Source organism: Rubrobacter tropicus (assembly GCF_011492945.1).
GTDB lineage: Bacteria > Actinomycetota > Rubrobacteria > Rubrobacterales > Rubrobacteraceae > Rubrobacter_D > Rubrobacter_D tropicus.
The window spans coordinates 3187240-3205548 of record NZ_CP045119.1 but is presented as its reverse complement, the minus strand read 5'-3'; the positions used below and the strand labels follow the sequence as shown (position 1 = coordinate 3205548).

The following is an 18309-nucleotide window of genomic DNA, read 5'->3' as shown; positions in this document are numbered from 1 at the left end:
GTCCGGGGCGGAGAGGAGCCATCGTGGCGAAGAACGGCCGTCGTTCGTGGGCCGAGCCGTACAAGATCAAGGTAGTGGAACCCCTGAAAACGACGACTCGTGAAGAGCGAAGACGCGCCATCGAAGAGGCCGGCTTCAACACGTTCCTCCTGCGCTCCGAGGACGTCTACATAGACCTGCTGACGGACTCGGGCACGAACGCCATGAGCCAGGACCAGTGGGCCGGCATGATGCTGGGCGACGAGGCCTACGCCGGCTCGGTGAACTTCTACAACCTGGAGAGGGCCGTGGCCGAATACTACGGCTACCCCTACCTCGTCCCGACCCACCAGGGGCGCGGGGCGGAGCACATCCTCTCCCAGGTCTGGATAGAGCCGGGCGACCACGTCCCCAACAACATGTACTTCACGACCACCCGCGAGCACCAGGAACGCGCCGGCGGCACCTTCGTCGACGTCATCATCGACGAGGCCCACGACCCGAAGAGCGAGCACCCGTTCAAGGGGAACGTGGACCTCGGCAAGCTGGGGTCGCTCATCGAAGAGGTCGGGGCCGAGAAGGTCCCCTACGTCAGCGTCGCGGCGACGGTAAACATGGCGGGGGGGCAGCCGATCTCGCTCGAGAACCTCCGCGCCGTGCGGGAGTTGACGAGGTCGCACGGTATAAAGGTAGTCCTGGACGCGACGCGCGCGGTCGAGAACGCGTACTTCGTCAAGCATCGGGAGGCCGGCCACGAGGGCAGGACCGTCGCGGAGATCCTGCACGAGACCTGCTCCCTATCAGACGCGGCGACCGTGAGCGCGAAGAAGGACCTCCTCACCAACATCGGCGGCTTTCTCGCAACCTTTGACGAGGAGCTCTTCGAGGAGGCCCGCGCCCTAGTGGTCGTCTACGAGGGCCTCCACACCTACGGCGGCCTCGCCGGCCGCGACCTGGAGGCGATGGCCCGCGGGATAGTGGAGATGGTCGACGAGGACTACCTCCACTCCCGCATAGGACAGGTCGAGTACGTGGGCGAGAAGCTCGCCGAGGCCGGCATCCCGATAGTCCGTCCGGTAGGGGGCCACGCCGTCTTCCTCGACGCGAAAGGCTTCTTCCCCGAGATGCCCCAGGACCACTTCCCGGCCCAAACCCTGGCCGCCGAGCTCTACCTCGACTCGGGGGTCCGGGCGATGGAGCGCGGCGTCGTCTCCGCCGGCCGTAACAGGGAGACCGGCGAGCACAACTACCCGAGCCTGGAGCTCGTCCGCCTCACCTTCCCCCGCCGCGTCTACACCCAGGCCCACTGCGACGTAACCGTCGAGTCCGTCCTCGAAGTCTGGAACAACAGAGAGAACGTCCGCGGCCTCCGGATGGTCCACGAGCCCAAGCACCTCCGCTTCTTCCAGGCCCGCTTCGAGAGGCTGTGAAGCGGTTCGCGGAGCGAACCGCGCTGTTAGCTGTCGGCCCGCTTCGGCCTCCGCTCTCAGCGGTCGGCTTTCTTGCTCTTGCTGAAAGCTGATAGCTGACGGCTGATCTCCGGAGAGATCGTTCCGGACGGTCAGCCGGGCCTTTACTTCGTCTCTTGATCTTCGTCCGGGCTGCCGAGGTTGTTTGGTATTTCGCCGCGGAGTATCTGCAGGGATCTCAGGTATTCGTCTGTGGTGATCTCGCCGCGGGCGAGGCGTTCGCGCAGGATCTCCTCGGCCGGGTCCCTGCTCGCGGGCCCGGTTCCGCCGCGCCGGCTCGGGAAGAGGCGCGTTACGATCCAGGCGACGAGCGCCAGCAGCCCGACCCAGAAGAGGAATGGAAACAGCACCCACGGTCCCCAGGACATCCCGTGGTCTCCGTCGGCCCAGGGGGGGCCTCCGCCCCAGTCGCGACCGGACTGGACCAGGAGGAGGCCCGCGCTCAGGGTTTCTGTCAGGGTTTGCATGGCGGTTGGATCTTACCTACGTACCGGGCTCGCGGTTCGGGTCGGGCCTCTCCTCGGCCTCGCGCACGTAGTCTTCGTAGTCGGCCGGCCCGTCCCCGCGGAGGGTCCTCATGGCCCGCACGTACTCCTCTGCGCTCGTCTCGCCCCTGGCGAAACGCTCGCGCAGGATCTCCTCCGCCGGGTCCCTGCGGCCACCGGTCCAGCCGCCGCCACCCTCGCGCCACCGCGGGACCAGGCGGAACGCGGCCCAGGCAAGGGAGCCCAGGATCAGGATCCAGAACAGGAATATGAAGGGGAAGATGAACGGGCCGGGCCCGTCAAAGCCCCCGGGCGGACCGTGCAAGAACGCCTGCGCGATGGTCTCCATCTCTCTCGTCGCCTCCTTTTCGGGTTCGGTGGCTTCAGCTTACGGCGGGCCCCCGGCCCCGTTCTCTTGGCCGGGTCAAGATCCCGTAACGGGCGTCAAGATCCGGTCAAGCTCCCCCGACCCCGGCCCGCCGCGGGCAGCGTGAAGCGGAAGGTCGCCCCGCGCCCGGCTCCGGGGCTCTCGGCCCGGATCTCACCACCCATCGCGCCGACCAGCGCCCTCGAGATGGACAGGCCCACACCGGAGCCGCCGCCCTCCCGCGAGCGCGACCTGTCTGCCCGGTAGAACCGCTCGAAGACGCGGGGCAGGTGCTCGGCCGGTATGCCCTCTCCGGTATCCGCCACCCCGAACTCGATTACGCCTGCCCCGGTCCCGACCTCGACCGTGACCCGTCCCCCCGGAGGCGTGTGCCTCAGGGCGTTGTCCAGAAGGTTCGTCAGAACCTGTATCACCCTGTCGGCGTCGGCCAGGACGGGCGGGGGCTCCCCGATTTTCCTGGTGCCCAACTCGACGCCCTTCTCGTCGAACAGCGGGCGCATCCTCCCCGACGCCCGATCCGCCACCTCCCCCGGGGAGACGGGGGCTATGTCCAGGGCGAGCTGGCCCGCCTCCGCGCGGGAGAGCTGGCGGAGGTCCCTGACGAGGCGCTCCATGCGCATGGTCTCCGCGTACAGCAGGGAGAAGGTCTTCTCCGATGGCTCGACGGTCCCGCCCATGAGGCTTTCTAGGTAGCCCCGGAGGGTGGAGAGGGGGGTGCGGAGCTCGTGGGAGACGTCGGAGATCACCTCGACCCGCCGCCTCTCGGCCTCTTCGAGCGCCCGCGCCATGGCGTTGAAGCCTTCTGAGAGCTCGGAGATCTCGTCGTCCGCGTCCCCGGCCGGCACGCGCTCCCCGTAGCTACCGGCCGCAACGCGGCGGGTGGCGTCGAGCACGTAGCGCAAGGAGTCCACGATCCTGCGCGAGACGAGCAGGCTCGCCGCCGCGGCCGTCGCACCGGCGGCGAGGCCGGCAACGAGCAGGGAGAGCAGGAGCGCCTGGCCCGGGCTCCTGCCCGCCCCGCCCGTCACGTCTCCGAGGAAGAGCGGCGCCACCAGCAGGACGGCCGTGAGCACCGTCAGCGCCACCACCGCGGCGACCAGGAAGTGCGAGACGAAGAGCCTCGCGCCGAGGCCCCCGCCCCGCCTGGACCGTCTCACGGGGCACGGAACCTGTAGCCGACGCCGCGCACGGTCTGGACGTAGCGGGGGTCTTGCGGGTCGTCCCCGAGCTTTTTGCGCACGTTGGCTACGTGGACGTCGATGACGTGGTCGCTGCCGAAGTAGCTCCCGCCCCAGAGTTTCTCCAGGAGCCGGTCCCGGCCGAACACGATTCCGGGCTCCGAGGCCAGCGTCGCGAGCAGGTCGAACTCCATCGCCGTGAGGGCCACCGCTTCGCCGTCGAGCCTCGCTTCGCGCCGCGCCGTGTCCACCGTCAGCGCGCCGAACCCCAAAGGGGCGTCCTGTTGCCCGGTCGCGCCGCCGCGCGGCCTGCGGAGCATCGCCCGGATGCGGGCGACGAGCTCCGCCGGGGAGAAGGGCTTTGTAAGGTAATCGTCGGCGCCGGTAGAGAGGCCCACCACCCTGTCCACCTCGTCGCTCCGCGCGGTGAGCATTATGACGTAGGCGTCTGAGGAGCCCCTGAGCTCCCGCAGCACCTCCATGCCGCCGAGGCCGGGGAGCATCCAGTCGAGGACTACCACGTCGGGGGCCACCCGGCGGGCGACCTCGAGCGCCGCCCGGCCGTCGAGGGCCTCGTGCACCTCGAAGCCCTCCCTCTCGAGGTGCAGGCGCAAGAGCCCCACAAGGTTCTGCTCGTCCTCGACTATGAGCGCCCGGATCGTCATGGTTCTCCAGGACAAGTCTAACCGCTCCCCGACCCCGCATCGCCCCGCTTGACCCTATCTTGACGCCCATGACGGAACCTTGAGCCCGGCTTGAGACGGCTCGAACCGAAGCCTCTTAGGGTGAGTTTGTTGGATCAAACAACGTCCACGGAACGGAGAGGAGCCAGCCGTGAGGAAGGGAACGATGGGCCACCGGCACGCAGGGTACGGTCGAGGCGGACCCCGGATGCACGGGCGACTCTACAATTCGCCCGTTCCGCCGCCTTTCCTCGCGCTCGCGTTGCTGGCGGCGTTCGCCCTCGGCAGGATGTCGGGAATGAAGCGCCGGTTCGAGGGTGCCTGGGGCCCGTCGGCGCGAGGATGCGCCGGGCCGCCCCGGGGAGCCATGGGCCACGCCCCCCGCCGCGGGGAAGAGCCGCCCGTTCTTCTCTAGGAGGGGCCAGTAGAGCGGGACGGAGGCGTTAGAGTGTACGGAATGTATGGTATGAAACCGGTGGGGCGTAGGGCTGTCCATTTCCGGCGTCCGCCTGGGAGGTTCCCGCTGGGGTTCGCGCCGGTCCTGATCCTTGCGGGATTCCTGGCGCTTGCGTCGGCCGGCCCGTATTTCCCGTTCGTCCCTCTGATCCCGCTGTTTTTCGTGCTGTTCTTCCTCACGCCGCGCGGCGGGAGGCCGCAAGGCGCGCCGGAGGTACGCCCGGCCCGGGATGGCGGGGAGAAAGAGCTGCTCCGCGCGCTGGAGCGCAACGAGGAGATCACCGCCGCCCGCGCCGCTTTGGAGACGACCTTGAGCGTCGCGGAGGCGGAGAAGATGCTGACGAAGCTGGCCGCCGGCGGCCACGTCGAAGTCCGCGCCAGGGAGGGGCACCTTACCTACGCCCTGCGCTTCGCCGACCGGCGCGAGGTCGGGCCGAAGGACCTCGCGAACGCCGAGGATGGGCCGGCCAAACCACGCGGCCTCCCGTCCCCCGAAACGACCCGCCCTTCCAACTCCCCGCGAGACGCCGGGCACTAACTCGAAGCTAGACTCCGCTCCGGACCTCGCGGCTTTATCGAACGGTTTGGGCTATCGCGGCCGCCCACGACTCCCTCGGCGTCGCATTCTGCGTCTTCGAGGGCGAAACGGACGATTAGCGGTTCGCGAGCCGCGCTTTCAGCTATAAGCCTTCAGCTTTCGGCTTTTGGCGTGCGGTTGGGTCGGGTTGTGGAGGCTTCCTCTGCACCCTGGCCCCGGATGCGGTATACCGGAATCGCAGGAAGTATACGGAAAGAGGAATGATGGCGGAATCCAACGGTGGCGCGGGGCGCACGGAGATTGCGACGCTCGGGGGCGGGTGCTTCTGGTGTACGGAGGCCGTGTACCTCGAGGTGCGGGGCGTCGAGAAGGTCGAGTCCGGGTATTCGGGCGGGCACGTCCCGAACCCGACTTACCGGCAGGTGTGCAGCGAGACGACGGGGCACGCCGAGGTCGTGCAGGTCACGTTCGACCCGGAGGTGATCTCCTACCGGGAGATCCTGGAGGTCTTCTTCGCCACCCACGACCCGACGACGCTGAACCGTCAGGGCGCCGACGTCGGGACGCAGTACCGTTCCGCGGTCTTCTACCACGACGAGGAGCAGCGGGAGGCCGCCGAGGCCGTCATCTCCGAACTCGGGGCGCAGGGGATCTGGGAAGATCCCATCGTGACCGAGGTCGTGCCGTTCGAGGAGTTCTACGTGGCCGAGGACTACCACCAGAACTATTTCGCCAGCAACGGCTACCAGCCCTACTGCCAGGTCATCATCGCCCCGAAGGTCGCGAAGTTCCGCCGGGAGCACCTCGAAAGGCTGAAGGCCTAGAGGTTTCAGGCTTCAGGTATCCGGTTTCAGGGGATAGTTGAGCAGGGCGCGGCGGGGGTGAAGAGGCTCCTCTTCGCGCTGTTCGTTTTCGTTCTCTGTTCCTGTGGGACCCAACCCTCGCCGGAGCAAGACCGTTCCGGCGAGGAAGCGGGCCGAGGGCCGGCGACCGCCGGTGGGACGGTCACGGAGGAGTCCACGGTCGAAGAAAGCGCCGGCGAGACTACGGCCGCGGGCGGTAGCGACGCCGCGAAGGAGGATGAGGCCAGGAAGCGGCCTCCGGGGCCGGAGTTGCGGGATGGGCCGGCGACGACGAGCACGGCGACGCGGGCCGCAGTCGGGACGAACGGGATGGTGAGCGCGGCGCACCCGCTGGCCGCGCGGGCTGGCGTCGAGGTCCTGGAAGGCGGCGGCAACGCCTTCGACGCGGCCGTCGCCGTCGGCGCCGCCCTCAACGTCGTCGAGCCGATGATGAGCGGCGTCGGCGGGTACGGCGCCACGGTCGTCTACGATGCCGAGAAGGGGGAGACCCGCTTCCTGGAGACGGGAAGCAGGACGCCCGAGTCTCTGGACCCCTCCATGTTCCGACCGCCGGCGCCGGGTTACCAGGAGAACCGCTGCGGCGGGCCGGTCGTCTCCACGCCGGGCAACCTCAACGCGTGGGAGCTGATGTGGGAGGAGTACGGGGAGGAGGAGTGGTCCAGGCTCTTCGAGCCTGCCATCGGCTACGCCGAGGACGGGTTCGTCATCGGGGGGGAGACGGCGGGTTGGATCGGCTCGGAGTACCCCGCTTTCCCCGCGTACGCGCAGGAGATCTACGGCAGAGACGGCGCCCCCTTGCAGACCGGCGACCGCCTGGTCCAGGACGACCTGGCAGGCTCCATGAGGACCATAGCAAAGAACGGCGCCGGCGCCGTCTACGGCGGCGAGTTGGGACGCGCGATGGTCGCCGAAGCGCGGGAGAACGGCAGCTCTCTGACCCAAGAAGATTTGAGGGAGAACAGGGCCCGGTGGCGGGAGACCATAGGCGCGGACTACCGGGGCGACAGGGTGGTCACGGCCGGCCCGCCGGCGACCGCGTGGGGCTCCCTCGTCCGTCTCGGGACGATGGAAGAGCTCGACCCCGTCTCCCTCGGCCAGAACACTTCCCCCTACGTCCACGCGCTCACCGAGATCTCCAAGGGCGCCTTCTCCCAGACCAGCCGCTACGCCGACGACCCGCCGCTCGACAGGTTACTGTCGGAGGGCTACCTCGCCCGGCAGGCCGCCACCGTGGACTTCTCCGGCGTCGCCCCCTACGAGCCGCCCGTGACCTTCGACTCGGCCACGAGCTGCTCCCCGACCGGCTACGTCCCGACGGCCGACGGCTCTTCGGCCTCGGCCAGCGCCCAGGCGAGCGTCGGGCACACGACCCACTTCGTCGTCGCCGACGGGGAGGGCAACGTGGTCTCCTCGACCCAGACTTTAGGCAACGTCTTCGGGAGCAAGCTCATGCCCGAAGGAACGGGGCTGTGGCTCAACGACCAGCTCGCCTGGAGCCGCTTCGAGCCCCAGGGCAACGTCTTCGACGTCTATCCCGGCCGCCAGACCCTCTACGCCCTCTGCCCGACGATAGTCCTGCGCGACGGCAGGCCCGTCATCGCCCTCGGCACGCCGGGCGGGCGCACCATCCCGCAGACCACGACGCAGATGATCACGAACATGGAAGCCTTCGACATGGACGTCCAGGAGGCCATCTCGGCCCCCCGTTTCAGCTTCGTCATCCCCGACCTGCTCGGCGTCGAGCCGGGGATACCGGCCGCCGTCCAGGGCGATCTGGAAGCCCTCGGCCACGACGTCTACGTGGACGAACTCGGCTTCGGCAACGCCCACGGCCTCACCATCGAGTACGATGCACAAGGCAAGCCCGAAAGGTTCACGGGCGGCGCTGACCCGCGCGGCGAAGGGGCCGCGACCGGGTTGTAAAGCTGTCAGCTGTCAGCCTGATTGGCGCGGCAGAGGACGTAAGTCGGAGCGTGTCGACACTCGTTGACGCGGGTTACGGGGACACCAGATTCCCGGAGGCCACCCTGAAAAACCTCGCCGTCTGCCATCGGAGGACTCGAAAGCTGACGGCTGATAGCCGGTAGCTGACAGCTCTAATTCAGTCCGAACAGATCCGTCTCGTCCCGGCCCGTCTGGAGCGCTTCTATAAGTTCTTCCAAACGCCCCATCTCGACCTTCATGCCGCCAACACCTGCGGGCGGCGGGCTCAGGGCGACGTAAGCTGCCCTGTCCCTGACGGTCTCCAGCGCGACGAGCAGGCCGGCCCCCGAGACTTCCACGGGTCTCCAGTCGGGGCCGAAGTCCGTGGAGTCGAGGAAGGCCTGAGCCTTTAACGCGGAGTCGAACAGGGGCAGCGAGGGGCGGTCGTCTATGGAGATGAGGAGTGGCTCGAGGCCGGGGGCCGCCTCCTCGAAGAGGAGCACGTAGGGCGGCTGCGGTGCTTCCCTGGCAGGCATCCCTAAGTCGGCCTCGGGGCCATCGTGACGAGGAGTATCAACTGGTCTTCCGAGTCGTTTCGGACGCCGTGGGGGGTGCCGGCGCGGGCGATGACGGCGTTGCCTTCGGTGAGGTCTTCCTCCTCGTCGCCGACGGTGAAGCGCCCCGTGCCCCTCATGACGAAGTAGACCTTGTCCGAGCCGTCGTGGGAGTGGACCTTCTGGGCCTGGCCCGGCAGGAGGCAGTAGGCGTCGTAGAAGAGGTGGGGAGAGTCGAAGAGGGCGTTCTTCCGCATCTTCTCCTCCGAGAAGGAGATGTGATCCACGATCCGTCTGCTCTCCAAACCCGCTCCTTCCGTCTCTCGGTTCTCTCTCACTCTAGCATCCCTCCGGGGGCTTGCTATCATGCGCGTCTCATGGAGAGGACCGGCGACAGCAGGTTTCCCGACGTAACCCTTCGTCTCCCCGGCTGGGTGGATGAGCTCGTCTCGGACACAAACCCCACCTTTGCGTCGATCGAGGACAGGATGCGCTTCGCGGTAGAGCTCTCGCGGTCGAACGTGCGCAACGGGACCGGGGGGCCGTTCGGGGCCGCCGTCTTCGAGAGGGAGACCGGGCGGCTGCTCGCGCCGGGCGTGAACCTCGTCGTCGGCTCCGGATGCTCGGTCTTCCACGCGGAGATGGTGGCGATCATGGTCGCCCAGAAGGTCGTCGGAACCTTCGATCTAGGCGCCGAGAGCCTGCCCGCCTACGAGCTGGTCGCCACGACCGAGCCCTGCGCGATGTGCCTCGGGGCGACCCCCTGGTCGGGCGTGAGGGGACTCGTCTGCGGCGCCCGCGACGAGGACGCCCGCGCCGTCGGCTTCGACGAGGGCGCCAAGATGTCCGCGTGGGCGGGCTCCCTTGAAGACCGCGGCATCTCCGTCCGGCGAGACGTCTTGCGCGGGGAAGCGGTCTCGGTCCTTCAAGAGTACGCCGAACTGGGAGGCGAGGTCTACAACTCCCGCCAGGGCGAGCGCGAAGACCCGCGATGATCCTCGAAGTCGCCCTGCCGGACGTCGTGCCCGGCAAGGCCAGAGAGTTCGAGGAGGCCTTCGCGCGGGCCTCGGCCGGCCCCTACCCGCACTTGGCTGAGTAGCGCGGCTGGGTCCGCCGGAGATCCTCAGGGGATGCCGCTAAACTAGTGGCGTGGACGCCCTCCGGGGTGCGTGCTATGCTCGCGCCGGTCCGGCCGATGAAGGGGGTAAGTGCGCGAGGAGCCGAAGGCCAATGAGCGTATGCAGGGCGGCTTCGTCCGCGACCCGATCACCTGGACGACCTACGGGCTGGTGGGCTACTTCGCCTTCACGGAGACCGTACTCGGACCGATCATGCCCTTCCTCCGGGAGGAGCAGGACCTGGGATACGCCGCCGCGGGCCTGCACTTCAGCGCCTTCGCGCTGGGCGGCTTGCTCGTCGGGGTCCTAGGCGACCGGCTGCTGCAACGTTGGGGCAGGTGGACCGGGCTCTGGGGCGGGGCTGCCGGCATAGCCTTGGGCACCCTGCTGCTCGTCCTGAGCCCCGGCGCCTGGGCCACCGTCCCCGCCACGTTCGTCATGGGCCTCTGCGGCGCCCTGCTGCTCGTCGCTTCCGAGGCGCTGCTCTCCGACAGGCACGGCGAGTGGTCCGCGGTCGCCCTCTCCGAATCCAACGTCGCGGCCAGCGCCTGCGCCATCTCCGCCCCTCTGCTCGTCGGGGCGTTCGCGGCGGCGGGCCTCGGCTGGCGCGCCGCGCTAGGGGCCCCCGTGGTGGCGCTAATCCTCTTGGCGGCCCTCTCCTTCTCCCGGTCACGGGCACGCCCCGAGCGCGCCACCGTCGTCGAGAAGGGCGCCGCCTCGGGGGCCGGGTCGCGGACGTTATCGTCCCGCTACTGGGCTTTTTGGGCCCTCGTCTCTTTGGGCGTGGCCTCCGAGTGGTGCGTCGGGTACTGGGGGGCGGACTTCCTCGACGACAGCGCCGGCCTCACCCGCCCCGGGGCGGCGGCGGCCCTCACCCTGTTCTTGGTCGCCATGCTCGTCGGGCGCCTCCTGGGCAGCCGGCTGGCGCGCGCCGTCCCCCCGACGACGCTCCTGGTCGCGACCCTCTGCGTGGCCCTCGTGGGCTTCCCCGTGTTCTGGCTCTCCGGGGGGACCACCCCCGCCCTGGCCGGACTATTCATTACCGGACTCGGTATCGGCAGCATCTACCCGCTCGGGGTCTCGGCGGCCCTGGCCGCGGCCCCCGGCAACGCCGACGCCGCCGCGGCCAGGCTCTCGCTCGGCGGTGGCGGCGCGGTCTTCCTCGCCCCGTTCGCGCTGGGGGCGCTGGCCGACCGGGTCGGCATAGGTCCCGCGTTCGCCATCGTGGCGCCCATGCTCCTGGCGGCCGTCGCGCTGGCGATCATCGCGGGGCGGACCAGGCCCGCGGAAACCTAGGGACGCCGTCCGAAGGACCGCCCGCGTGCGGTACTGCCTCGGCCCCTATCCGGGCACCGCGAAGTTCTGAGAACAGGTAGGCCGAGAAGCTAACCCCAGGCCTCGTGTATGCGAACAGCGCCTGCCGGAAGATACCGCCGCCGTCGGTCACCAGCGCCTCGGGCGAGCCGTAGCGCTCCACCGCGGCGTAGAGCACGCTGAGGTAGGAGGCGAGGTCCCGCGTTCGGGGCAAGGCGCGCGACGAAGGGCATCTCCTTCTTCTCCTTGGCCGGACCCTTCGGCTTCTCCAGGTCGTAGAGCTCGCGGTTCAGGGCAAGGATGCGCCCGCAGGTCTTCGGACTCAGTTGTATGCCTATCTGCGCCAGGGCGGCGTGTACGCGGAACTCGCCGAGATCGGGGTTCTGCTGCAGTCGCCTCACCGCCTCCATTACCCGCAGGGTCACCTTGCGCACCCCGGGGGGCCGAGCCGGGCGCCTGTCTTCGAGCCCTTCCGGCCCTTCTTCCGCCCACCGCTTTAGGGCACGGTGTACCGTGGATTTGTGTGCCCTCAGGTAGCCGGCTGGCCTTCGCGCTCCAACCCTCCGAGTGGAGCGTGACGACGGCTCACAAGCCTTCGGCTCCTCGCTGGACACAAGAACCCCGGGTCCGTACTCCCCCAGGCATTCGCCCAGCAAGACGCTCCCCCGACGTCCCCTCCCCGAAAGAACCTACCGATTCGGGGCCACACCCGGCTCCAAAACAGGCTCCGAATGCTCCACAAGGACAAGTGTCCGTTTCGAATCTGAAGCCTAAAACCTAAACAACAAACTGTTTCGGGAAGCGGGTCAGGTTGCGGCTGCCGTCCTCGGTGACGAGGACGAGGTCTTCGATGCGGACGCCGCCGACCTCGGGGTAGTAGAGGCCTGGTTCTACGGAGACTATGTCGCCCGGGATGAGCTTCTGTCCGGTTACGCCGAGGCGGGGGGCTTCGTGGATCTCCAGGCCGACGCCGTGCCCCGTGCCGTGGAAGAAGCCCTCGGTGAGCGGTTTGCCTTCTTCGCGGTCGTGGACCTGCGTCTTGTAGCCGGCGTCGTGCAAGATTTCGGACACCTTCTCGTGGACGTCCTTGCCGTCGACGCCCGGCCCGATCATGGCGAGGGCGGCCTCCTGGCTCTCCAGGACGGCTTCGTACATCTTTCGGAGTTCCGCGCCCGGCTCGCCCTTGACGAAGGTGCGGGTCATGTCGGCGTAGTAGCGGCTCGAAAGGTCCATCGGGAAGATGTCCAGGATGATCGCCTCGCCGGCCTTCAAGGGGCCGCTGCCCCTCTCGTGTGGGTCTGCGGCCTGTGAGCCGCCTGCGGCTATCGTGCCGTCGCCGAGGCAGTTGCGGCGCAGAAGCTCCACGTTTATCTCGGAGCGTAGAGTCTCGCTCGTCAGGGCCTCGCCGCGCCAGAGAAGCACGCCGTCTTCGCCAACCTCCGCATCCCTCAGGATGCCGACGGCGTGTTCGCAGGTCTCCTCGACCGCCCTCTGGGCCTTCTCGACGTGGTCCACCTCCTCCGGCGACTTGGCGCGGCGCAGGCCGTCGAAGAGCTTGCCGTCCGGGACGAGCGTGAGGCCGCTCTCGCGAAGGGCGTCGGCGTAGACGACGGCCATGGTGGGGGGGACGTGCAGGGTCGGGTCGGGGGCGCCGAGCCTCTCCAGGAGGTTCCGGATCGCCCGGGCGTAGGCTTTCGAGCCGCTCTTCAGCTCGCGGGCCAGTTTGGGGATCTCCAGTTCCTCGTAGGAGAGCAGTTCGTCCACGGGGGCGGCCTTCTTCGCGCGGCCGTACTCCAGGGAGGAGACCGCGAGGTGCGTCTCGCCGTCTATGCGGAGGCAGATCACGTCATCCGGCGCCATGAACCCGGAGAGGTGGTAGGCGTAAGCGTCGTGCTCGGGCGCCCCGATCACGAGCAGGTTCCGTCCATCGTCCGTCATGCTCTTCCTCCCGTAAAGACAAACCCTGCAAGGCGCTACATTCTACTACCGCCCGTCACAGACACGTCGGATCGCTCGTATATAATCTTCGCGGGATGCAGGAAAAGCGCGACATGCGGAGCCGGATCCAGGAAGCCCTGGACAAAGTGCGCCCCGCCCTGAAAGCCGACGGCGGAGACGCCCGTATAGTCGCCTGCGACGAGAAGACCGGCACCGTCAGCATCCAGATGCTAGGCGCCTGCAAAGGCTGCCCCCTCTCCCAACTAGACTTCGCCTACGCCATAGAGAGCCTGATCCGGCGCGAAGTGCCGGAAGTCCGCGAAATAGTAGCGGTTTAGCTGGTAGCTCTCAGCTGTCAGCTTTTGGCTGTCAGCTTTCAGCAGGGACATGCCGGGCTTAGCCCAGTCGAGCCGAAGCGGTTCCCGCATATCCTGGATCGCGTAGCGCAGCGCCTAGGGTCTTAAAAGGCTGATAGCTGAAGGCTGATGGCTGACAGCTCTACTGCTGTTCCTGTCGCGATGCCCTTAGCGCTTCGGACGGTATCGCTTCGCGGGCTTCGGCGAGGGCGTCTATGGCCCTCTTGCGGGCGCGGCGGAGCTTGAGGCGGCGGAGGAGGGGGGCGTTCGGGAGGGCTTCATTGATGAGGTGGGTCAGCGTGATCATGTCGTTGGCGCAGGCGCGGTAGCCGAGGGCGCACATCTCGACGCGGGTCTCGTCGGCGGGGAGCTCGGTGAGGGCGCGCCGGATCTCGCCCGCCCGCTCGGCGATGGAGCGGGAGAGGGTTTCGGGAGACTCCGCGGCCGGGCGGCGGGGCCTGTGGCCCGTGATCGCCTCGGGCGAGAGGCGCCTGAGCCTGTGGGCCGGGCTGTCTAGTTCGCGGCGAACGACGAGCGCGATGCCGACGGTCAAAGGGAGGAGGAGAACGAGTACCCAGGCCGGAACCGCCGGGGTTACCAGCGTGAGCAGCAAAAAACCAACGACCTCGACCACAAGGACCACCGCCACCCCGAGCTTGAACATCCCTCGCCTCATCTTTCCGCCACCGCTGTTGCGAAGAACCCTAGTCTAGTTTTCGGGCGGCGGTTTGGCAAGAATTTCCCCGCCGGAAGGTATACTTCGACCCATGCAGAATTCCAAAGCCCCGGAGTTCAGCCTAAACCGTCCCGTCGCCAGCGCCCTCGCGACGGTTCGGGCCGTCCTCTTCTCTCCCAGGGTCTTTTTCTCGAACTTCCGGGCCGATGGGCCCCTGAAGGAACCCGTCCTGTTCACGCTGCTCGTCGGCTCCGTCTTCGCCGTTCTCGCCGCGGCGGTCGCCCTCGTCTCCAACGCGGTCTCCGGGGGGATAAGCGCCAGCGACCTCAGGGCCGCGGTCGTCGAGGGGCTCCTCTTCGCGCTGCTCTCCCCGGCCGGCGTGGGAGTCGCGGCCGGGGTCTACCTGCTCTCGATCAGGACGTTCGTCGGCAAGGTCGCCGAGTTCTCGCAAGTGTACAGGCTCCTGGCCTATTCCTACGCGGCCTTCGCGCTGGCGTGGGTCCCGATCCTGGGCTCCATAGCCGTGCCTTACGCGCTGCTGGTCCTTATGGGCATCGCCATCAAGGAGGTCTACGAGGCTTCTTTTCTTACGGCCGTCATCGCGGCGCTAGTCGGTTTCGTGCCTGTCGGGAGCGCGCTCGTCTGGGTCACGGCCGTCGCCCTGACTTCCTGACCAGCGCCCCGTACTCCCGCAGGTCCCGCCCCGCCCTGCGCCGCAACGGTTCCGGCACGGCGCCGGGTTCCCTCCCGTAACGCTCCACGAGCAGCTTGTTCGAGATCTCCAGGTACGCCCGCCGCGTCGCCAACTCCGCCGGCACGGTCATCTCCCGCGGAAAGACGCGATACGCCGCGTCCTCCCGCAGGCCCAGGACCGGCGGCTGCGCGCCGCGTCGGACGCGGGAGGAGATCCTGGTCTCCCACCCCTCTCTGAGCTTTCTCATCTCTTCCGTGTCTGGCAACACGCTCAACGGCCCGGCCTCGAACGCGTCCTCCGGCGCGAACCCGAACGACTCCTCGAAGAGCCGCGCGGACTTGGCCGCGCCGCGGCCCAGCAGAAACTCGTACTCGCACCTCAGCAGCACGAGTTGCGCGTCGTAGTACGCGCCAAGACCGTCCCGCGCCGGGCGCGAGGCGTCCAGCCCCTTCTCGGCCAGCAACCGCCGGGGCGCCTCGATCCTCCCCCGCAGCCGCAACCGCTTCCACGCGAACGCCCCGCCGCCGATCGACGCCCCGACCACGATCGGCACCACGGGGGCGAAAGGCCCGGCCCACGCCGTCCCGAAGACCGGCGCGGACAGCAGCACCAGCGCCGCCACCACGCAGACCACCGTAAGCCCGAGCTTCCAGGCCAGACGCCCGCCGCCCCCGGCCTCCGAGTGCGCGCGGCCGATCTCGTACCACAGCGCGATCGTCTCCTCGTCCGGAACCTCGGGTGTGCGCGGGCGTTGCACGCGCCCTATTCTACCCACCATGGATAAACACACCCCCACCCTAGCCCGGGCCGCCACCAACCTCCTCAACCCCTTCTTCATCTTCACCGCGCTCTACGCCCTCGTGGCCTTAGCCGAGGCCGGAACCGGAAGAGCTGTCCTCTACGTGGCGCTCGAACTCCTCGCGGCGGCCGTCGTCGCCGGGTACGTGTTCCTGATGCGCCGCCGCAGGCGGGTCGGGGACTTCTGGATCTCGGCCAGGGCCGAACGCCTGATACCCGCGCTGGTCCTGCTCTCGGCGTTTGTGGCGCTCCTGGTCGCGCTCGCGCTACTCGACGCCCCGCGCGACCTCTTCCTCCTGACCCTCTCGATGGGCCTCGCCAGCGCCGCCGTCGCCGCCATCACCCTCGTCTGGAAGGCAAGCGCCCACTGCGCCGTCGCCGGCCACGCGGCCGTTGCGGGGCTTCTCCTGCTCGGTCCTCTGGGGTTGCTTTTCCTGTTCGCGCTACCGCTCGTGGTCTGGTCCCGCCTCAAGCTCACCGCGCATACCCCGTCGCAGACGCTCGCGGGGACGGCTGTGGGGGCCGCCTTTGCGTTTCTGTTTTTGGCATGAAGCTGACAGGAATCTACTCCGAATCTCCAGCGTACCCTACACCAGGATGAGTGACTTGATCCCCAAAACCTCGAAGGTTGGCCTGGCGATGCTAATGCTCATATTCGTCGCGACGTCTGCCTGCGTCCGAGATGGTCAAAACACGCGGGCGCGAGGAGCCAACGACGACAGGCCGAAGGGCACGACGGAGCAGAGCAGTGCCATGCTACAAGAACCCACGGTCAAGCAGGACGCCCGGCAAATCTTGACCGGCGTCATAACGGAGCGAGGCGAGGGTTCTTTCCAGGTGCCAAATAGCCCGGGTAGTTGGATACTTGTCGAAGAAGATCCCGACGCAGACTGCGGAGGAGACAGGGGACCGCTCGAGCCCGGCTGCGAAAAGATGTACTTCGATATCACGGGAAAGACCGACATCTTCCGGGAAAAACAAAACACCCAAAGAGCGAGGGCGTCCGGTGCCGATCTCCAGAAGGGAACCAAAGTCAGCGCCGATTACACGGGGTACGACGTCGCGACGTCGTACCCTTCGCAAACAGATGCCCGCGTGGTGACGATCCTGGAATTCCCCCGATCCCAACGGTGGGTCAAAAACCGATAAGGTACGCAGAAGGCCCGCCCGAACGCGAACCGGAAAGAGTGACCCCACCGGGATTCGAACCCGGGTTTTCGCCGTGAGAGGGCGATGTCCTTGGCCTCTAGACGATGGGGCCGTGCTTAGAAGCCGGCAGAGTTTATCGGAAGAGAGGGGCTACGTCAAAGCGGTTTCGGCCGGTCAGCCGGTCAGCACGCCGCCCGCGGCGGCTCTCAGCCTGTCAGCAAGAGAAAAAGCTGAAGTGCTGACAGGCTGAGACGCTGACTAGCCCACCGAGAGCCGCTGCATCTTCTGCGCGGCGTCTTCGATCCGCGCCAGGCTGCGCTCGCGGCCGAGCAGCAGCATCGTCTCGAAGAGGCCGGCGCTCACGGTGCGGCCGGTCGTGGCGAAGCGCAGGGGGTGGATGAGGTGCCGCGCGCCCTTCTCCTTCTCCGCGGCGAGGCCGCGCACGGCTTCTTCTATGGACTCCTCGGTCCACTCCGGCAGCGCCTTGAGGCGTTCGGCGAGCTCGGGGAAGTTCTCGCGGACGAAGTCCTTGCCGAACTGCTTCTCGAACTCGGCCTCGTCGTAGTCGAGGGTCCCGCCGTAGAAGTAGCCGACGGCGTCGGGGATGTCGGTGGTGAGGGCGATGCGCTCCTTGAGGAGGTCCATTATGTTCTCCAGGCGCGGCCTGTCCGCTTCCAGCTCTTCTTGCGTCGCTGCACCGGACTCGACGAGCATTGGGGTCGCCATGTCCGCGAGGTCGGACGGGCTCATGCGGCGGATGTAGACGGCGTTTATGGAGCGGAGCTTGTTCTCGTCGAAGACCGCCGGGTTGCCGCTCACGCGGTCTACGCGGAAGCGTTCAGCCAGTTCGTCGCGGGAGAAGATCTCCTCGTCCGCCGCGTAGCCGGCGCCGAGCAGGGCCAGGTAGTTGAAGAGGGCGTCCGGCAGGTAGCCCTGGGCCGCGAACTCCTCGACGTGGGCCGAGCCGTGGCGCTTGGACAGTTTCTTCTTGTCCGGGCCGAGGACCATCGGGACGTGGGCGAAGCCGGGCAGGGTGTTGCCGAGGGCTTCGAGGATCAGAATCTGGCGCGGCGTGTTGGAGAGGTGGTCGTCGCCCCGGATGACGTGGCTGATCCTCATCTCCGCGTCATCGACCGCCGCCGCGAAGTTGTAGGTCGGGGTATCCGTGGACTTCATGAGGACGAAGTCTTCGAGGTTCGAGTTCTCGAACGTGACGGGGCCCCGGATCATGTCCTCGACGACGGTCTGCCCCTCGCGCGGGGTCTTGAACCGAACGGTGTAGGGCTCCCCTGCTTCGATCTTCTTCCTCGCTTCGGCGGGGTCCATCTCCCTGTACTCGCCGCCGGTGTAGATCGGCTGACGCTTCTCGGCCCTGGCCCGCTCCCGCATCTCGGCCAGCTCTTCTGAGGTGGCGAAGTCGTAGTAGGCCGCGCCCGAGTCGAGCAGCTTTTTGGCCGCCTCGCGGTAGAGGTCGAAGCGTTCGGTCTGGCGGTACGGGGGATGCGGGCCGCCGATGCCCGGGCCCTCGTCCCAGTCCAGGCCGATCCAACGCAGGGAGCGCTCCAGCTGGTCCACGGACGCTTCGGTCGAGCGGGCCAGGTCGGTGTCTTCTATCCGCAGGACGAACGTGCCGCCGTTCTTGCGGGCGAAGAGCCAGTTGAAGAGGGCGGTCCTGACCCCGCCGACGTGCAGCATCCCCGTCGGGCTCGGCGCGTACCGGACCCGGATCTCGTTATTCTCCATGAACTTA

General features: G+C 67.8%; 22 protein-coding genes and 1 tRNA gene. 11 read left to right on the top strand and 12 right to left on the bottom strand.

Annotated elements, in window-relative coordinates:
- Nucleotides 1–20 precede the first annotated feature (20 nt).
- Nucleotides 21–1409: a tyrosine phenol-lyase gene (locus tag GBA63_RS16195; protein WP_166180272.1), complete on the top strand. Its 1389-nt coding sequence runs from the start codon at nt 21–23 to the stop codon at nt 1407–1409.
- Between the two features lie 143 nt (nt 1410–1552).
- On the opposite strand, the gene GBA63_RS23320 is transcribed toward GBA63_RS16195, so the two are convergent.
- The 4 genes from GBA63_RS23320 to GBA63_RS16175 form a co-directional block, all read right to left on the bottom strand.
- On the bottom strand, nt 1553–1915 hold the full coding sequence (locus GBA63_RS23320; protein WP_207956839.1) for an SHOCT domain-containing protein: 363 nt from the start codon (nt 1913–1915) through the stop codon (nt 1553–1555).
- 16 nt (nt 1916–1931) lie between these two features.
- A complete protein-coding gene (locus tag GBA63_RS16185; protein WP_166172278.1) occupies nt 1932–2282 on the bottom strand; it encodes an SHOCT domain-containing protein in 351 nt (116 codons plus the stop codon).
- A 95-nt stretch (nt 2283–2377) separates the two neighbouring features.
- Entirely contained in the window at nt 2378–3478 is a 1101-nt protein-coding gene (locus tag GBA63_RS16180; protein WP_166177742.1) for a HAMP domain-containing sensor histidine kinase, read from the bottom strand.
- Nucleotides 3475–4164: a response regulator transcription factor gene (locus GBA63_RS16175; RefSeq protein WP_166180270.1), complete on the bottom strand. Its 690-nt coding sequence runs from the start codon at nt 4162–4164 to the stop codon at nt 3475–3477. The genes GBA63_RS16180 and GBA63_RS16175 overlap by 4 nt, the downstream gene beginning before the upstream one ends.
- A gap of 169 nt (nt 4165–4333) precedes the next feature.
- On the opposite strand from GBA63_RS16175, the gene GBA63_RS16170 reads away from it, so the two are divergent.
- The 4 genes from GBA63_RS16170 to GBA63_RS16155 all read left to right on the top strand — a co-directional run bounded on the left by GBA63_RS16170 (nt 4334) and on the right by GBA63_RS16155 (nt 7962).
- On the top strand, nt 4334–4597 hold the full coding sequence (locus tag GBA63_RS16170) for a hypothetical protein (RefSeq protein ID WP_166177740.1): 264 nt from the start codon (nt 4334–4336) through the stop codon (nt 4595–4597).
- A gap of 60 nt (nt 4598–4657) precedes the next feature.
- Nucleotides 4658–5176: a hypothetical protein gene (locus tag GBA63_RS16165; RefSeq protein WP_166177738.1), complete on the top strand. Its 519-nt coding sequence runs from the start codon at nt 4658–4660 to the stop codon at nt 5174–5176.
- 260 nt (nt 5177–5436) lie between these two features.
- Nucleotides 5437–6000, top strand: coding sequence for a peptide-methionine (S)-S-oxide reductase MsrA (msrA, locus tag GBA63_RS16160; RefSeq protein ID WP_207956838.1), 564 nt, complete (start codon nt 5437–5439; stop codon nt 5998–6000).
- 57 nt (nt 6001–6057) lie between these two features.
- Nucleotides 6058–7962, top strand: a complete 1905-nt coding sequence (locus GBA63_RS16155; protein WP_166177734.1) for a gamma-glutamyltransferase family protein — start codon at nt 6058–6060, stop codon at nt 7960–7962.
- A 173-nt stretch (nt 7963–8135) separates the two neighbouring features.
- Here GBA63_RS16155 and GBA63_RS16150 read toward each other — a convergent pair whose 3' ends face one another.
- A complete protein-coding gene (locus tag GBA63_RS16150; protein WP_166177732.1) occupies nt 8136–8498 on the bottom strand; it encodes a hypothetical protein in 363 nt (120 codons plus the stop codon).
- 2 nt (nt 8499–8500) lie between these two features.
- Nucleotides 8501–8773, bottom strand: a complete 273-nt coding sequence (locus GBA63_RS16145; protein ID WP_407690853.1) for a cupin domain-containing protein — start codon at nt 8771–8773, stop codon at nt 8501–8503.
- Nucleotides 8774–8893: 120 nt separating this feature from the next.
- Between GBA63_RS16145 and GBA63_RS16140 the strand changes: the two genes are divergently transcribed.
- Both GBA63_RS16140 and GBA63_RS16135 read left to right on the top strand, forming a co-directional pair.
- On the top strand, nt 8894–9511 hold the full coding sequence (locus tag GBA63_RS16140) for a nucleoside deaminase (protein ID WP_166177728.1): 618 nt from the start codon (nt 8894–8896) through the stop codon (nt 9509–9511).
- A 213-nt stretch (nt 9512–9724) separates the two neighbouring features.
- Entirely contained in the window at nt 9725–10930 is a 1206-nt protein-coding gene (locus GBA63_RS16135) for an MFS transporter (protein ID WP_166177726.1), read from the top strand.
- A gap of 89 nt (nt 10931–11019) precedes the next feature.
- Here the strand turns inward: GBA63_RS16135 and GBA63_RS16130 are convergent, their stop codons facing one another.
- Complete coding sequence (locus GBA63_RS16130; RefSeq protein ID WP_166177724.1) at nt 11020–11562, bottom strand: helix-turn-helix domain-containing protein; 543 nt, start codon at nt 11560–11562, stop codon at nt 11020–11022.
- Between the two features lie 163 nt (nt 11563–11725).
- On the bottom strand, nt 11726–12886 hold the full coding sequence (locus GBA63_RS16125; protein WP_166177722.1) for a M24 family metallopeptidase: 1161 nt from the start codon (nt 12884–12886) through the stop codon (nt 11726–11728).
- A 113-nt stretch (nt 12887–12999) separates the two neighbouring features.
- Here GBA63_RS16125 and GBA63_RS16120 point away from each other — a divergent pair, with 113 nt between their 5' ends.
- Nucleotides 13000–13224, top strand: coding sequence for a NifU family protein (locus GBA63_RS16120; protein WP_228282140.1), 225 nt, complete (start codon nt 13000–13002; stop codon nt 13222–13224).
- Nucleotides 13225–13384: 160 nt separating this feature from the next.
- On the opposite strand, the gene GBA63_RS16115 is transcribed toward GBA63_RS16120, so the two are convergent.
- Nucleotides 13385–13918 (bottom strand): hypothetical protein, encoded by a 534-nt coding sequence (locus GBA63_RS16115; protein ID WP_166177695.1) that lies wholly within the window; start codon nt 13916–13918, stop codon nt 13385–13387.
- A gap of 91 nt (nt 13919–14009) precedes the next feature.
- Here GBA63_RS16115 and GBA63_RS16110 point away from each other — a divergent pair, with 91 nt between their 5' ends.
- Nucleotides 14010–14591: a YIP1 family protein gene (locus GBA63_RS16110; protein ID WP_166177693.1), complete on the top strand. Its 582-nt coding sequence runs from the start codon at nt 14010–14012 to the stop codon at nt 14589–14591.
- Here the strand turns inward: GBA63_RS16110 and GBA63_RS16105 are convergent.
- Nucleotides 14566–15369: a hypothetical protein gene (locus tag GBA63_RS16105; RefSeq protein WP_166177691.1), complete on the bottom strand. Its 804-nt coding sequence runs from the start codon at nt 15367–15369 to the stop codon at nt 14566–14568. The genes GBA63_RS16110 and GBA63_RS16105 overlap by 26 nt on opposite strands.
- Before the next feature lie 19 nt (nt 15370–15388).
- Between GBA63_RS16105 and GBA63_RS16100 the strand changes: the two genes are divergently transcribed.
- Both GBA63_RS16100 and GBA63_RS16095 read left to right on the top strand, forming a co-directional pair.
- Nucleotides 15389–15961 carry a hypothetical protein gene (locus GBA63_RS16100; protein ID WP_166177689.1) on the top strand — a complete coding sequence of 191 codons (573 nt, stop codon included), beginning with the start codon at nt 15389–15391 and terminating at the stop codon, nt 15959–15961.
- A gap of 55 nt (nt 15962–16016) precedes the next feature.
- Nucleotides 16017–16559: a hypothetical protein gene (locus GBA63_RS16095; RefSeq protein WP_166177687.1), complete on the top strand. Its 543-nt coding sequence runs from the start codon at nt 16017–16019 to the stop codon at nt 16557–16559.
- A gap of 39 nt (nt 16560–16598) precedes the next feature.
- Here GBA63_RS16095 and GBA63_RS16090 read toward each other — a convergent pair.
- Together GBA63_RS16090 and gltX are read right to left on the bottom strand one after the other, a co-directional pair.
- Nucleotides 16599–16671 (bottom strand) — tRNA-Glu (locus tag GBA63_RS16090).
- Between the two features lie 146 nt (nt 16672–16817).
- Complete coding sequence (gltX, locus tag GBA63_RS16085; RefSeq protein WP_166177685.1) at nt 16818–18302, bottom strand: glutamate--tRNA ligase; 1485 nt, start codon at nt 18300–18302, stop codon at nt 16818–16820.
- Nucleotides 18303–18309: the final 7 nt, after the last annotated feature.

What these genes read in the sequence shown, in the direction of transcription:
- GBA63_RS23320 (WP_207956839.1), bottom strand. Translation starts at nt 1,915, where the DNA reads ATGCAAACCCTGACAGAAACCCTGAGCGCGGGCCTCCTCCTGGTCCAG.
- GBA63_RS16185 (WP_166172278.1), bottom strand. Translation starts at nt 2,282, where the DNA reads ATGGAGACCATCGCGCAGGCGTTCTTGCACGGTCCGCCCGGGGGCTTT.
- GBA63_RS16175 (WP_166180270.1), bottom strand. Translation starts at nt 4,164, where the DNA reads ATGACGATCCGGGCGCTCATAGTCGAGGACGAGCAGAACCTTGTGGGG.
- msrA (WP_207956838.1), top strand. Translation starts at nt 5,437, where the DNA reads ATGATGGCGGAATCCAACGGTGGCGCGGGGCGCACGGAGATTGCGACG.
- GBA63_RS16150 (WP_166177732.1), bottom strand. Translation starts at nt 8,498, where the DNA reads ATGCCTGCCAGGGAAGCACCGCAGCCGCCCTACGTGCTCCTCTTCGAG.
- GBA63_RS16145 (WP_407690853.1), bottom strand. Translation starts at nt 8,773, where the DNA reads ATGCGGAAGAACGCCCTCTTCGACTCTCCCCACCTCTTCTACGACGCC.
- GBA63_RS16140 (WP_166177728.1), top strand. Translation starts at nt 8,894, where the DNA reads ATGGAGAGGACCGGCGACAGCAGGTTTCCCGACGTAACCCTTCGTCTC.
- GBA63_RS16125 (WP_166177722.1), bottom strand. Translation starts at nt 12,886, where the DNA reads ATGACGGACGATGGACGGAACCTGCTCGTGATCGGGGCGCCCGAGCAC.
- GBA63_RS16120 (WP_228282140.1), top strand. Translation starts at nt 13,000, where the DNA reads ATGCGGAGCCGGATCCAGGAAGCCCTGGACAAAGTGCGCCCCGCCCTG.
- GBA63_RS16115 (WP_166177695.1), bottom strand. Translation starts at nt 13,918, where the DNA reads ATGAGGCGAGGGATGTTCAAGCTCGGGGTGGCGGTGGTCCTTGTGGTC.
- GBA63_RS16110 (WP_166177693.1), top strand. Translation starts at nt 14,010, where the DNA reads ATGCAGAATTCCAAAGCCCCGGAGTTCAGCCTAAACCGTCCCGTCGCC.
- GBA63_RS16100 (WP_166177689.1), top strand. Translation starts at nt 15,389, where the DNA reads ATGGATAAACACACCCCCACCCTAGCCCGGGCCGCCACCAACCTCCTC.
- gltX (WP_166177685.1), bottom strand. Translation starts at nt 18,302, where the DNA reads ATGGAGAATAACGAGATCCGGGTCCGGTACGCGCCGAGCCCGACGGGG.